General features: G+C 62.2%; 16 protein-coding genes. All 16 read right to left on the reverse strand.

Annotated features, from left to right (window positions below; all coding sequences use genetic code 11):
* Positions 1 to 12 precede the first annotated feature (12 nt).
* On the reverse strand, positions 13 to 651 hold the full coding sequence (locus tag ACOJSI_RS07885) for a retropepsin-like aspartic protease family protein (protein WP_420137714.1): 639 nt from the start codon (positions 649 to 651) through the stop codon (positions 13 to 15).
* A 50-nt stretch (positions 652 to 701) separates the two neighbouring features.
* Positions 702 to 1919: an MFS transporter gene (locus ACOJSI_RS07890; RefSeq protein ID WP_420137715.1), complete on the reverse strand. Its 1218-nt coding sequence runs from the start codon at positions 1917 to 1919 to the stop codon at positions 702 to 704.
* Positions 1920 to 2085: 166 nt separating this feature from the next.
* Entirely contained in the window at positions 2086 to 2529 is a 444-nt protein-coding gene (locus tag ACOJSI_RS07895) for a hypothetical protein (protein WP_420137716.1), read from the reverse strand.
* Positions 2530 to 2548: 19 nt separating this feature from the next.
* Complete coding sequence (locus tag ACOJSI_RS07900) at positions 2549 to 2743, reverse strand: hypothetical protein (protein WP_420137717.1); 195 nt, start codon at positions 2741 to 2743, stop codon at positions 2549 to 2551.
* Between the two features lie 105 nt (positions 2744 to 2848).
* Positions 2849 to 3328 (reverse strand): D-Ala-D-Ala carboxypeptidase family metallohydrolase, encoded by a 480-nt coding sequence (locus ACOJSI_RS07905; protein WP_420137718.1) that lies wholly within the window; start codon positions 3326 to 3328, stop codon positions 2849 to 2851.
* Positions 3329 to 3456: 128 nt separating this feature from the next.
* Entirely contained in the window at positions 3457 to 3804 is a 348-nt protein-coding gene (locus ACOJSI_RS07910; RefSeq protein WP_420137719.1) for a hypothetical protein, read from the reverse strand.
* Positions 3805 to 4816: 1012 nt separating this feature from the next.
* Positions 4817 to 5203, reverse strand: a complete 387-nt coding sequence (locus ACOJSI_RS07915; RefSeq protein ID WP_420137720.1) for a hypothetical protein — start codon at positions 5201 to 5203, stop codon at positions 4817 to 4819.
* Positions 5200 to 5769 carry a hypothetical protein gene (locus tag ACOJSI_RS07920; RefSeq protein WP_420137721.1) on the reverse strand — a complete coding sequence of 190 codons (570 nt, stop codon included), beginning with the start codon at positions 5767 to 5769 and terminating at the stop codon, positions 5200 to 5202. Before ACOJSI_RS07920 ends, ACOJSI_RS07915 begins: the two co-directional genes overlap by 4 nt.
* Positions 5770 to 5938: 169 nt before the next feature.
* Complete coding sequence (locus ACOJSI_RS07925) at positions 5939 to 7366, reverse strand: hypothetical protein (protein ID WP_420137722.1); 1428 nt, start codon at positions 7364 to 7366, stop codon at positions 5939 to 5941.
* A gap of 443 nt (positions 7367 to 7809) precedes the next feature.
* On the reverse strand, positions 7810 to 8130 hold the full coding sequence (locus ACOJSI_RS07930) for a hypothetical protein (RefSeq protein ID WP_420137723.1): 321 nt from the start codon (positions 8128 to 8130) through the stop codon (positions 7810 to 7812).
* A 179-nt stretch (positions 8131 to 8309) separates the two neighbouring features.
* A complete protein-coding gene (locus ACOJSI_RS07935) occupies positions 8310 to 8882 on the reverse strand; it encodes a hypothetical protein (RefSeq protein WP_420137724.1) in 573 nt (190 codons plus the stop codon).
* A gap of 100 nt (positions 8883 to 8982) precedes the next feature.
* On the reverse strand, positions 8983 to 9540 hold the full coding sequence (locus ACOJSI_RS07940) for a hypothetical protein (protein ID WP_420137725.1): 558 nt from the start codon (positions 9538 to 9540) through the stop codon (positions 8983 to 8985).
* Positions 9524 to 9748, reverse strand: coding sequence for a hypothetical protein (locus tag ACOJSI_RS07945; protein WP_420137726.1), 225 nt, complete (start codon positions 9746 to 9748; stop codon positions 9524 to 9526). The genes ACOJSI_RS07940 and ACOJSI_RS07945 overlap by 17 nt, the downstream gene beginning before the upstream one ends.
* Positions 9745 to 11178, reverse strand: coding sequence for a hypothetical protein (locus tag ACOJSI_RS07950; protein ID WP_420137727.1), 1434 nt, complete (start codon positions 11176 to 11178; stop codon positions 9745 to 9747). The genes ACOJSI_RS07945 and ACOJSI_RS07950 overlap by 4 nt, the downstream gene beginning before the upstream one ends.
* Entirely contained in the window at positions 11175 to 11849 is a 675-nt protein-coding gene (locus ACOJSI_RS07955) for a phage adaptor protein (RefSeq protein ID WP_420137728.1), read from the reverse strand. Before ACOJSI_RS07955 ends, ACOJSI_RS07950 begins: the two co-directional genes overlap by 4 nt.
* A gap of 54 nt (positions 11850 to 11903) precedes the next feature.
* Complete coding sequence (locus tag ACOJSI_RS07960) at positions 11904 to 12227, reverse strand: hypothetical protein (RefSeq protein WP_420137729.1); 324 nt, start codon at positions 12225 to 12227, stop codon at positions 11904 to 11906.
* Positions 12228 to 12275 lie beyond the last annotated feature (48 nt).

Below are 12275 nucleotides of genomic sequence, written 5' to 3' on the forward strand. Positions count from 1 at the left end.
CGACGAACGGCGTTACGATTCGTCGGCTGCGGCCGGCTGTGGGTGGTGCGGCACCAGGATCAGCGATCCTCCCTCGACGCGCCAGCTTTCCAGCCGCGAGAGGAAGTTCATGCCGATCACCTCGGTGTTGCCGAACGCGGGGGATACCACCACCGCCAGCCGGCGCGCGACGATGTTGCCGATCTGCAATTCATCCACCGTCGCCGTCTGTGCGGTCACCGGCCCATTGGCGGTGTTGAGGATGACGGGAAAGACCGCCGGATCAGGCTTTATACCGAGCGCCGCGGCAGTATCGGCCGACAGCGCCGTGATCGTCGCTCCGCTATCCACCAGCATGCGCCGCTTCACGCCGCCGATCCGCGCGGTTACCCAGAAATGCCCATCGGATGCCATCGGCACGCGTAACTCGCGCCCGGATACCTGCTGTTGCTCCCCCTGCAGATTGAAGAAGCGGGTGAGCTTGGCGAAATAAGGGTCGAGCCGCTGGCGCTGCTGGACCGCGCCGAACAAGAGCAGCAGCAGCACGCACCAGGATGCCAGGCGGATCAACGTCCCGATCAGCGGAATGCGCCGCGTGATCAGGTTGATCAGGATCAGACCCGCGAACCCGCACAGGAAATACAGCAGCAGATTGGGCGGCAACGAAGACATGAATGGCAATGATCCTGACCCAGGCAACATGTAGCGGGCCGGGCTTTGGTTCAATGGGCGTCTGGTGGCGCACCCTGGCGGGACGGCATCGTCGCGGACGCCTGGTCTTCGGTGAGGAATAGGATCAAGGCCGGACCCAACAAGGCCGCGCCCGTCAATGCCGTCATCCACCAGCCGCCGTGGCTGAAGGTCCAGCCCGCCAGCGACGAGCCGATCGCGCCACCGAGGAAAACGCAGGTCATGTAGCTTGCATTGATCCGGCCACGTGCTTCCGGACGGATCGAATAGAGCACGCGCTGCCCGACCACCTGGTTGAACTGGGTGGCGGCATCCAGCGCGATCGCGGCAATCGCCAGCGCGATCAGGGCATGGGCGGCAGCGCTCCACCCTGCCAGCAGACATGCCGCCATTGCCGCTGCCAAAGAGGCAAGCGTGCTGCTGCGAATATAATGGCGGTCCGCGGCACGCCCCGCAATCGGCGCCGCCAGCGCCCCGCCGGCGCCGGCCAGGGCAAACAAGCCGATGCCGATCTGGCCGAGGCCAAACTGGCGCGCCAACAGCAGCGGCACCGCCGTCCAGAACAGGTTGAAGGCGGCAAACAGGCTCATCTGATAGGCCGTGCGACGGCGGATCACCGGCGTGCGGAGCAGCAAAGTCAGGCTCGAATGCAGGATCTGGCCATAATGCAGGCCGGGCGTGGGTCGTCGCTGTGGCAGCGCGAACGCCAATACCGCCGCCAGGATCAGCGAAGCCGCAGCCGATGCGCCGAAGATCAGACGCCATCCGCCGATCACCGCCAGCCCGTTGGCGACGGGCCTCGCCAGCATGATTCCTGCGATAAGGCCGCCCATGATATTGCCCACCACACGACCGCGCCGATGCTCGGGCGCTAGATGGGCTGCCAGCGGCACTAGCACCTGCGCCCCGACCGAGCAGAAGCCGGTGAGGAACGAGAAGATGAGGAAGGTCATCGCATTGCGCGCGAACAGAATGCCCAGCAGGCCCATCGTGGCGCCGCCCAACAAGGTCAGGATCAGCCTCTTGTTCTCGACCAGATCTGCCAGCGACACGATGAACAACAGTCCTGCGCCATAGCCCAGCTGTGTCAGTGTCACGATCAACCCGGCGATCGTATCGTGCATGCCCAATGCCGGTGCGATCTCTCCGATCAGCGCCTGTGCATAATAGAGGTTGGCAACCATCAGGCCGCAGGCGACCGCAAACACGGCCGTCAGCCCGGCCGGCATCGCTTCCTGTCCTTCGTTCATCGGGCGTGCGTTAGTGGGTCGGCCGGCCGCTGCCTAGGCGCTTGGCTGCGCCGGTTACAGCGGTGACGATGGCCATGCCGCCCGATAGCGATCGCGATCGGCGCGGCATTGGGCCAAATCCTGATCGCCCTGTCGGATCGCGCGTTCGGCGTCCGCGCTGGTCAGGCTATGGTCCGGTCGCGTCACGAACGGCGTCGGGCGGCAGGGATCCGGTATCGCCGTCGCCGGCTTGGGCAATGTCGGGAAAGAGGACGGCGCGATCGCGTTCGATCCCGCGCACGCGCTCAGTGGCAAGGCAAGGAGCCCCGCCAGCCACGGTCGATGCATAAGCCTTCACCTCTTCATGGGCAGTCAGGATGTGCGGCAGGATCCGCGTCATCTCCGCCAGCCGCGCTGCGTCCGCCGCGATGATGCGATCGCGTGCGGTATCGCCCGCGCGCGCCCTCGCCTGTTCCGCGACGATCAGCCCGTTTGCGTGCGTGGCCTCTGCCTCCGCCCGTCCGGCGGCATAGCGCGCCGCCCCGTAGAGCGTCACGATCTTCACCATCATGAAGGCCGCGATAGCCAGCGCCAGCAGTCCTGCCAGCGCCGCCAGGATCTTCCCGCCCATCAGGAACGGCGCGCCCGGCTCATGCGATTGCGTGCTTGGTGAGCAGGCGCAGCGCCACGTTCACCAGCGCGACGATCCCCATGATGGCGGTAACCACCATGTCCTGATCGATGTCGCTCGGCAGCATCTTGGTCGCGCCCAGTAGGGCGAACAGCATCGCCACCATGTTGACCCACAGGGTGCGGCTTTGCCACCAGGTTTTCGTATCGGTCATTGGAATCTCCTTGAGCAAGTGAATGCCGCCGACCGTCGGCACCACGATGAAAGGTGACGAGCGGTCGGACCGGAAAAGGAAGGGTGAAGGCGGGTGGCTGCCGCGTTAGGCGACGATGCCCGGCCGATAGGTTGCGCCGTGGGATGCGATCGTCATGGTCAATGCCTGCCGCCGAGGTGGTCGGCGCAGAGTGTACGAAATATGGACCCACCCGGATCGCGGGTCACCCGCACGATGGGCTTCCAGGATGAGCTGATCGAACGGAAGATCGCTGGCGAGGATCCAGCGTGCCACATCGGCATTGCTCGGCCCGAGTGGCAGCGCGATATCGGCCGCTTCGCCGCGTCGATGCTGTGAATTATCTTTGGATCCGATTGCCCGGTTCAGCGCCAGGCTGCGATAGCCCGAATTGATCAGAACCGGCCCACCAAGGGCAGCCCGGATCGGCTCAAGGATCTGCACGCACAAGGCCCGCGCCGCCGGCAGAAGCTCGCTAGGCATCCGGTTCACGATGTTCCGTGCCGCCGCAGTAGCGCTCTGCTCGAATTCGGCGCGGCTGAAATGCGGGCTCAGCATCTCCGGCATAAGCCTCTCCTGAATTGGGGGGGCGGCGGCGCGCGCCCGCGTGTAGGAAAGCGCTATCTGGCACACGGCGCTAGCCCGGCGGCAATGTTGGAGCTGGTCAACCGGCTCGGTTAGGGCAGGGCCGCATGTCACACGGCATAGCGCGCGTTCACCTTGGCGACCACTTCCGCCGCACGTTCCGGCGCAACCTCGATCGCCAGCAGCAAGGCGGCGAAATTCCCCTGCACATTCTTCAGCTCGTGCCGTAGCGACGATAGCTTCGCATCGCACAGCGCGCGTTCGGCCAAAGAGCTTTCCTCCAGCCGCTCGATCCGCGCCTGAAGCTTCTCCACCAGCCCCATTGCGACCTCGTCCGTCTGCTGCCGCCGGCCCTTCCAATAGTCCAGCACCGGCCGCAACCCAGCCCCAATCCCCCCACCCCCAATAGCCGCGCCAAAAAGCGCTGCCCACGTCTGGGAGAAATCAATCTCGAACATAGATCCTCCCATCGTATTTCAATGTATTAGAGAAATGTTTATTCAGTTGAGCGTTCAGCGGCGCAAATTTCTAGAGCCCTTATCATTTCTTCTCCGAAATTCGGTCCAGCATGAGTTGCATCTCGAGCTTGAGAAGGGCGTAAAAGGCCGACCTCTCCGCACATGCTGCTCGGGACCGAAACGTATCCACATCCGAGTTGTGCGCATGCTTCGCGCACGATACGGCATTGCAGCCTCCAAGTGCGATATCGAACGCCCGCGGGCGCCACACCAAGCTCGGCAAACGCAGGCTGCGATGTGAAGAATTCTTCAGCATGAGTTTTGACCCACTCGGAGTCTCTTACTGGTGGCGGCGGCTCCAAGTGCCAAAAGGGTCCCGCTAAGTCTCGCAGTAGACGGAGTTGAAGCAGGTCACGTTCCAGTAAGCGGGTGAGTTCTGATCGAACGTCGCTTTCTGATCGGAGCTCGGCCTCTCTGTCGATTGGCAGCGCGTCATCGGCCGAAAGAACGAAGTCAAAGCGACGATGTGGGATCAAGGTCATCGCAGCATGAACGTTACCGCCAATTGCCGATGCGACAATCGGGCGGTGTCGCTCTATTTGATCCCTAACAGCATCACGTATAGCCGGAGAGAAGTCTCCGCCTTGCATCTCTCGCCCGAAAATTGGGTCGCCGAGGTATATCGTTCTCGTGCGCGGTTGATCGGGGTTTGCTTCTCGTCGCCTGATAGCAGCGGAGCGTATTGCTCCGACGTGGCTATGTCCAATTACGAGGATGTTGCGAGTGCCCATCATGCTCTTTTGCCGCCCCAGCCCGCCCCTGAATAGAGCCCTCCGCCGGACAGGAGAGATATAGAAGCGCCCCTCAATTTGAGTACCGATATGGAGGGGGCTAAATCAAGCTACGAAGTGATTAGCTGTATCTAATAAGAATATCAATGAGATTTAGGAAGAAAAATCAATGAATAAAGAAATTTACACAAGTTATAATACAGCCTAGCTGATCAGCTTGATCAGGCGATACGCTTGATGACCGTTGAGTCGGAAATGCTGCGAGTAGTCCCCGCGGCGTCTGTTACGTCATACCGCACAGTCAGCATCTGAGTTTCGTTAATTGCCATGCCGTTCCAGGCAACCCCAATCTGCGACCCGAATGGAAACAAACTGAATTTACCGCTCGGGTTATAGGTGATGGTGGGGCCGCCGGTAGTAGGCTGGACGCCGCCCTCCCTAAGCGCGTAAAAGTAATTAGGATATCCAGTCTCGCCGGAGACGCTAGACACGTTCAGCGGGACGGCGCCGTTCCAGCGGAATGTTAGCGTCAAAGGTCCGTCATCTGGATCGGGGGTCGAGGTTGGTCGATTTCGCGCGCCTGCCAGGGCGATACCGATCCCGCTCATGATACACCTGCGCCGCTGATCACCCACTCGTCATTGCCGACCTTGATCAGCGTCGCGAGCCCGCGTGTAGCCAGCGTCCGCGTGCCGGTGGTGCTGGATGCGACAAGCCGCAATGTCACACCGCTCGCAGCGGTGATGCTGTTGTTGCTGCTGCTATTATTATAGACCGCGATGGCGTCGCCAATTGCAAAGGCGGTGGTCGCGTTGGTCGGGACGGTCAGGGTCGCGCTGGTCGATACTCCTTGGCCGACATCGCTAAGCGTGATCGTATAGGCGGAAGTCTTCGCCGTGAGCGGAATGTTGCGATAGCCGACGCCGCGCGCCACGCCGCTGGCATCGAGCACGGTCGATCCATTGCCGATGCCGGTCAGCGCCCCGGTCACGGCACCGCCCGATTTGAGCAGCGGTCCTGCCGCGCTTGCCAGCCAGCCCGCAAACTGCGCCATCACGGCACGGATAGCATCGTTGATGCCGCCGGCGGGACAGCCTTCGGCGATATTAATGCCGGCAATGTCACTATTGTTGGCGGGTGCGATATCCCACTCAGTAATGGCATTTCGAGCCATGAGAGACCTTTCTATTAAGGGGGCCATATCTCAAGCGTTTAGGCTTGGATGATTTTCGTTCGGTGCAGCCGATCGGTATTAAACCGAGGCTAACGGATGAAGCGGCTGTGACCTGTTGTCGGAGGCAGCCAGTTTGGACCATATCAACCTTGGCTGCCTGAGCGGTCTTCTAGCGTCCGAACTTGACGCCCAATCCATTGAGACCGTTCATGACGCTACCAGCGCCACTCAGTGCGCTGCCCAGCCCACTCAGACTACTCAGGAAGTTGGTCAGCCCGCCGCTCGTGCTGGTCTCGGTCGATTTGCTGTTGCCATATTTGGACGTCAGCCCGTTCACCAGGTCGGCATAATTGTTGACCCCAGTATAGGGGATGGAGGCTGCCGACGACAAAGCCTGCAGCGCCGGGCTGACGCCGGCATATTGCGCCTCGGCCAGACCGCCCGTGAGCCCCAGCGCCTGCAGGATCGAGGAAACGCTGCCGTTCGCCGCGCCCAGAGCGGTCGTGTTATTCGCCGTATATTGATTGCCCAGCGCCTGCGCGGCATCGATCTGCTGGCCCTGTTGCGTCAGATACTGATTGCCGAGCGTCGTCGCCGCATTCAGCCCCAGATTTTGTCCGGCCATATATTGCGAGCCCAGCCCCTGCGCCGCCGCCAACTGCAATTGTCCTGCGGCATTATGCTGGTTGCCCAGCTCGTTCGCTGCCGCCAGCGCGCGATCCTGATTGGCATTATAGTTCGATGCGACCAGTCCGTTGGCCGCATCCATCCGGTTGCGCTCGCCGCCCCAGACGGCATCCGATTGCGCGCCGATCGCGCCCATGCGCGCCAGTTCGTCATTATAGGCGCCATAACGCAGCTTGGTTTCGCTATCGGCCAGGTTGCGGCTGAGCAGGTCAGCATAAGGCGTCGACATACCGGCGCCCATCCCGGCCGCGCCGAAGCGCTGGTTCACGGCCTTCGTCGCGCTCTCATTGGCCTGGCGCACCATCGCGTCCAGATAGGGATTGCCGTTCAGATATTTGCCCGACAGCGTGTCCTTGTAGAAATCGGCCGAGGGCTGGGCGTTGAGATATTTGCCGCCCGCCACCGCTGTCGCTTGGGCATCGGCGGGATTGGTCCCGGGCACCATCATGCCTTGCAGCGTGGCCAGTCCGGGGTTGGTGCTAGCACCGCGCGCGAGCTGGCCGAGAATGTCGAGCGAGGGATCGGCCCCGCCCTTGGCATATCCGCTCAGCATCGCCGCCGCCGGATTGGTGCTGGCGCCGGCAAAGCGCGTCAGCAATCCCATGCTGGGGTCCGCGGCGCCGGCCTGTTGCAGCCGATCGAACGTCGCCGCGCTCGCTCCATTGCCGTTGAAGATATTGGCTGCCGCCTGTTGCGCGCCGCTGACGAACCCGCCGGGATTGTTGATCGTGCCTGCCAAATTGTTGAACAGGCCATAGGCGTTCTGGCTCATCTGGCCCAGATTGGCCTGGTTCGCGTCCAACACCCCCTGCGCGCTCTTCAGTCCCTGATTGATGTAAGGGGCATATTGGTCGAGCGGTGTGGTGCTGCTGGTGGTCGTCTTCTTGGTCTTGCTGGAAGAAATGCCCATCGGCCAAATCCTTATTGTGGGAGCTAGGCCTGGCACGCCAGGACCGAACGAAACCGTGTGTGATGTGCGATGGCGAGGCGCTGTCGGGGCCGGAGCCGCCTACTGCGCGCCGCGAACTCTGATCACGCGGGGGCAGAGGGGGATGGGCGCGGCGCCCACAATCCCTCATGCCAGCGGAGGCTGGCATCCACGAACGTTGCCCGGATCTGCTTCGCTATGAGGTGCTGCTGGTCTAACCTGCAGTTCGGGCGAGGCGTCGAGTTGGCCGGCCAAATGCACGTACGCCGAGCAGAGGTGTCATCTGGTCAATAGTTTAGAGCCGGCCGCCGAAGCCGGGGCACGCCGCTTGGCCATGCCGCGTCGCACGGACTTTATCGTGCGACATGTGGGCCTTCATCATAGGAATCGTAGCATGGCCGTTTGCTGAGCCAATCCCCGGCGGCTCATTCCCGCAATTCCTTGCGGATCGCCAATTGGTGCGGGGCAAATCCGCTTGGCTTGAGCACGCGCGCCCATCCCGCACGGCTTTCGATCACGATGCCGACCGCGCCGATCGCGCGCCCCCAGCGCTCGAGCTGCGGGATGATCAGATCGCGCACCTCGTCCACATCACCCGCCGCGATCAGCCCATGCACGTCGCAGGCGCCGGTCGGATAGGTCCGGATCTCGGTCACCGCCGCTGCATTGGGGCTGCTCCAATATTGCGCTTGGCCGGACGCGAGCTGCGCATCCAGCCACTCGGGTCGATACAATCGCAAGTCCATCGCTGCCGCAAAGGCCGGGCGCCACCGCCGATATGGGCTTTTGTTGCGTGCCATTCCGAAGCTCCCCGGAAAATTTGTGTCGCTGACGGGCTCAGTGCATCCGATTGCGTAAATGCAATTGTAGTATTTCGACGTTATAAAGAGTTTATAGATTTTCAGGTATATAATAATGTCACAATCTATGAGCCGTTCAATGTCCCACAACCCTGGGTTAACTTAACCTGTCGCAGGAATTTACGAAACTCGATCAGGTCGCGCTGAAACCTGTCGCGGTAAGTGCGCAGGGTCATGGTGTAGCTGAAGCAAGGCTTTCCCGCTTCGTCTTCCCAGGATCGATCATAGGAGCCGGTCATCGCGAGCAAATTCAATTCGATCCTGCCGTCCTTGGTGCGGAAGACGCAAGTTCCCCACGACCGGACCCTGTTTTTAAGCTCGCGCCGCAGGGAGGTTCCTAGCGGTGACCGCTTGCAGCCCTCCCACGTCGGATAGACGCTGGTCGCAAAACCGGCATTATAGTCTGCCCAGATTCCAATCTCGGCAGGATCCCCTGGTGCGGCAGGCGTATCCGAAACGCACTTCGGCGTCCTGTCGATATTGAAGGTGAGGCCGTGGGCATGCGATCCGCCCGTCGTGCCTACGCAGACAGGGCGGTCACGCGGCACCGCGATCTGGAACCCATATTCTTCATTGCGATAAAGACGGTCCGAAGCATGCAAGGCGGAGGAGCAGGTCAAGATGCCCGCTGCAACCATTTGCCCCCATCTGAAAGTTTTTGGCATACCCCCCCCATGCTATGAGAAAAAGATCATAACAGGAACAGAGGTGGTTTACAAAGTCATTGTGCCGACCGGGTCAGCAGCGATACTTCTTCCAATCTTCCAACCGTTTGCGCACGCTGGCTACGCCTCCGGCCACGCCGCTCGCCCACTCAAGGGGATGTTCGGAATTATACGCTCCGTGATGGTCGATAGCGCCCTTCTTCTTCCGATTATCTTCCAACAGCCTCCGAATGAATAGAGCTTGGTCTCCACCGAAGTCGCGTACGCGCGGACCCCATTGCCGCCCCCAAAAGTCCCAAGCTGTTGGGATCGAAGAGAAGGACCTGCCTGTCTTGCCGTCGGGAGTGGTCCCGTGGGGATTATTCTGCTCCTGCGCCATTCGGCTCAATCCCCATCCGGACTCGAAACTGGCTAAGCCGAGTGGAAGGGTTGCGTCGTTACCGTATTGATCCGCCATTTTTGCCACAGGCTCATAATTTTGAGCAAAGAAATTAGCATATTTCGACCCAACGCAGCGTCGATTAGGATCCTGTCCAGCAAATAAGCCTGGCTTTTGCGGTGTCGGTCTTACAATATTCTTCTGCTGCGGTCCTGCCACTTCGATCTCCTTTGCTTTAAACCACTGTCCCACCCGCATCCCGCCACACGCCGCTTGCGTGTCGCCAGATCGGTTTGCCCAGCGTCGTATCGTAATACATCTGGCCGACCACCGGCTTGGGCGGACGGTTGGCGCTCGGCCCGCTGCCCAGCATGCGGCGCGCGACCGCGTTGATGCTGTCGCGCGCCTTGCGGTTCCACTCGGCCTGGCCGCGTTCGCTGTCCTTGATCAGCAGGCTCATGGCCGTCCTCCCGGCACCGCCTCGACGTCATAGCCCTGGGCATAGGTCCATTGCGCGCCGGCCGGGATGGCCAGCTTCACCTGTGCCAGGCTCCAATTCTCGCGGCAGCGGTAAAAGCCGTTCGCCGTTGCGACGTCATAGCTCGTCTCCTGCGGCGTCGCGGCCAGGCTGTTCGATCCGCTGATCGCGACGGTCGCCGTTGCGGCATCCGTCAACGGCCGGATCGTGCGGATCCGCGCCCGCGCCCCGCCGGCAAAATCGCGCCGCGCATCCACCAAGGTTGCCGCGATATTGGGGCCGGACAATTGGCCCAGACGATGTGCCCCGTCGAACAGCAGCAGAGTCGGCGCGCCACCCCGCAACGCGAAGCTGTCGAGCGAAAGGGTGGTCGCATCCAGCGATCCGTATACCGCGTCCAGATCCTCCAGGCTGGAGGATAGCGACAAAGCGGAGAACATCAGCTCGTTGGACAAGGCCGCGGTGGTCCACCGGCCCTGCGCATAATTGTACAGGAACACGGTCGATGTCGGATCGGCCGAGGGCAGCGCCACGATGTAGAGCGCCCGGCGTGGGTCGACGACCGCACTCATCGTCTCGAAATACGCGCGCTCGGCCAGTGACTGGAAGGTACGATCGATCTTCTCGTCGCCGATCGCCTGCACGCTCACGCCATCGCACATCATGAAGCCGCGGTCCGACCAGAAGAAGCTCACCTTGCCCCAGCTCGCCAGCGATTTGGGCGCGATACAGCCCGCGTCGGTCACGATCTCGTCGAACTGCCAGATCGTATCGTCGGCGGTGTAGCTCATCCGCAGGATACGCCGTTCCTGAAAGATCAGCCCATATTCGCCGCCGACCACGCCGGTGATGTCGCCGCCCGACGGCATGTCGTACAGCCCGGCTTCCGACGCGCCGCCTGCGGTCCAGTTGGCGGGATTGCCGTTGTCGGACCAGGCGATGCGCAGCGGATTGCCGCCGGCATATCCCGCCACCACGAACCCGCGGACTACGCCCAGATAGCGCGCGGTCGGCGGGCTTCCGCCCAGATTGGTCATGGCGCCCGGCGATGCCGGATCGAACTTCTTGATCGGATCGGTGCCGTTGGTGGCCAGCATGAACGGGCCATAGGGGCAGAATTGGACGCCCACCGATCGCGTGCTCGTCATGCCGGCGGCAACGCTGACATAGCCGGATGTCGAATAGCTGTAGATGTTGGTCGTCGTCGCCGCGAACAGATAGGATGCGGCCGCATTGCGATAGCCGGCCGCGCCGATGCAGCGTGTCTGCAATGTGCCGTTGCCTGCCGGCACGAAGCTGCTGATCGGCGCATAGCCATTGGCGATCGGCACCACCCCATCGGCGATCTCCAGGCTCTCGCTCAGATGCACCGGCTGGTCCGGGCGATATTCGCCGAACAGGATCCGGGTCATGCGGCCGTCCCCGGGGCCGGGCGCCCCGGGGCGCGCGGCGTCATCGCCGATCCGTCCGTCACGCGGGCCCGCATCCGGATCGTGCCTACTGCATAACGGGCGCGCTTCCCGGCATCGTTCACCTCGGCGATCAGCTCGTCATACCAACCCTTCAGCATCGGCAGTCGGCTATCGTTCCAACCGCGGAACTCGGCCATTGCCAGGCTCGCTGCGATGTAGAGATCGGGGTGTTTCGCCAGCAGCCAGTTGGTCGGGTTCTGATCCGACAAAGCCGGGATCGACTGTTTGTAGCTGATCGTGATCGCGTAAGGCGCGTCCGGGGCGGGGCCGACCAGCAGGGACGATCCGCTCAGCGCATAGACTTTCGGGCAGCCCGGCCGATTACCGGGAAAGGCGGTGCGCAGCATGGCGGGCGACGTCGGTTCCAGCGCGCTACCGGCTCCTGTCGCCAGGCTGCAGTCGCGCATCGCCCAGAAATCTTCCGGCAGGTCGATCGTGCTGCTGTCCGCGGCCAGCGTCGTCTTGCCTTCCATATCGGGCGTATCGAGCAGGCGCGTCAGCCGGCGCTCGGCCAGCGCGATACATTCCGCCGGATTCACGTTCGCCGCGCTGTCGTCCAGCCAGGCGAGCAGGCACGCCTGCAATTCCGCATAGGTTCGCGGTTCGGCCATTTGGCGCTCCCTTGTTGATGATGTGCGGTACGCCCGAACGTTCGGGCGGGGGCGTCACAGGATGATGTGCTTCACCTTGCACCAGCGATAATCGCTGGAATTCAGCAGCTTCTTGACCGCACCGGCATGGCCGGGGTCCCACGCATTCACGCCGAACTTGTGCAGCCACTCATACATGACCGACGTCGGGATGGAGGCGGCGTGCCACATGTCGGCGCGACGGTTGAAACTCTCGGTTTGCGCCGCCTTGTTGCGGGCGACGATGGCATGATCGTTAATCTCGGTCCGCACCGTCACGCTGTCCGGCTCGTCGCCGGCGGCGATATATTTCCGCACGCCACGCGCTGGATCGTGATCGATCAATTCCCAATGCGGCATGTCTGCTCCCGCTGGATAAGATGATCGGGCGTAAGGGGGAGGGCAGCG

Origin of the sequence: Sphingomonas sp. (assembly GCF_048595155.1) — a bacterium.
Taxonomy (GTDB): domain Bacteria; phylum Pseudomonadota; class Alphaproteobacteria; order Sphingomonadales; family Sphingomonadaceae; genus Sphingomonas_I.

What these genes read in the sequence shown, in the direction of transcription:
- ACOJSI_RS07900 (WP_420137717.1), bottom strand. Translation starts at nt 2,743, where the DNA reads ATGACCGATACGAAAACCTGGTGGCAAAGCCGCACCCTGTGGGTCAAC.
- ACOJSI_RS07895 (WP_420137716.1), bottom strand. Translation starts at nt 2,529, where the DNA reads ATGGGCGGGAAGATCCTGGCGGCGCTGGCAGGACTGCTGGCGCTGGCT.
- ACOJSI_RS07935 (WP_420137724.1), bottom strand. Translation starts at nt 8,882, where the DNA reads ATGGTTGCAGCGGGCATCTTGACCTGCTCCTCCGCCTTGCATGCTTCG.
- ACOJSI_RS07890 (WP_420137715.1), bottom strand. Translation starts at nt 1,919, where the DNA reads ATGAACGAAGGACAGGAAGCGATGCCGGCCGGGCTGACGGCCGTGTTT.
- ACOJSI_RS07920 (WP_420137721.1), bottom strand. Translation starts at nt 5,769, where the DNA reads ATGGCTCGAAATGCCATTACTGAGTGGGATATCGCACCCGCCAACAAT.
- ACOJSI_RS07950 (WP_420137727.1), bottom strand. Translation starts at nt 11,178, where the DNA reads ATGACCCGGATCCTGTTCGGCGAATATCGCCCGGACCAGCCGGTGCAT.
- ACOJSI_RS07885 (WP_420137714.1), bottom strand. Translation starts at nt 651, where the DNA reads ATGTCTTCGTTGCCGCCCAATCTGCTGCTGTATTTCCTGTGCGGGTTC.
- ACOJSI_RS07915 (WP_420137720.1), bottom strand. Translation starts at nt 5,203, where the DNA reads ATGAGCGGGATCGGTATCGCCCTGGCAGGCGCGCGAAATCGACCAACC.
- ACOJSI_RS07905 (WP_420137718.1), bottom strand. Translation starts at nt 3,328, where the DNA reads ATGCCGGAGATGCTGAGCCCGCATTTCAGCCGCGCCGAATTCGAGCAG.
- ACOJSI_RS07955 (WP_420137728.1), bottom strand. Translation starts at nt 11,849, where the DNA reads ATGGCCGAACCGCGAACCTATGCGGAATTGCAGGCGTGCCTGCTCGCC.
- ACOJSI_RS07910 (WP_420137719.1), bottom strand. Translation starts at nt 3,804, where the DNA reads ATGTTCGAGATTGATTTCTCCCAGACGTGGGCAGCGCTTTTTGGCGCG.
- ACOJSI_RS07960 (WP_420137729.1), bottom strand. Translation starts at nt 12,227, where the DNA reads ATGCCGCATTGGGAATTGATCGATCACGATCCAGCGCGTGGCGTGCGG.
- ACOJSI_RS07945 (WP_420137726.1), bottom strand. Translation starts at nt 9,748, where the DNA reads ATGAGCCTGCTGATCAAGGACAGCGAACGCGGCCAGGCCGAGTGGAAC.
- ACOJSI_RS07930 (WP_420137723.1), bottom strand. Translation starts at nt 8,130, where the DNA reads ATGGACTTGCGATTGTATCGACCCGAGTGGCTGGATGCGCAGCTCGCG.
- ACOJSI_RS07925 (WP_420137722.1), bottom strand. Translation starts at nt 7,366, where the DNA reads ATGGGCATTTCTTCCAGCAAGACCAAGAAGACGACCACCAGCAGCACC.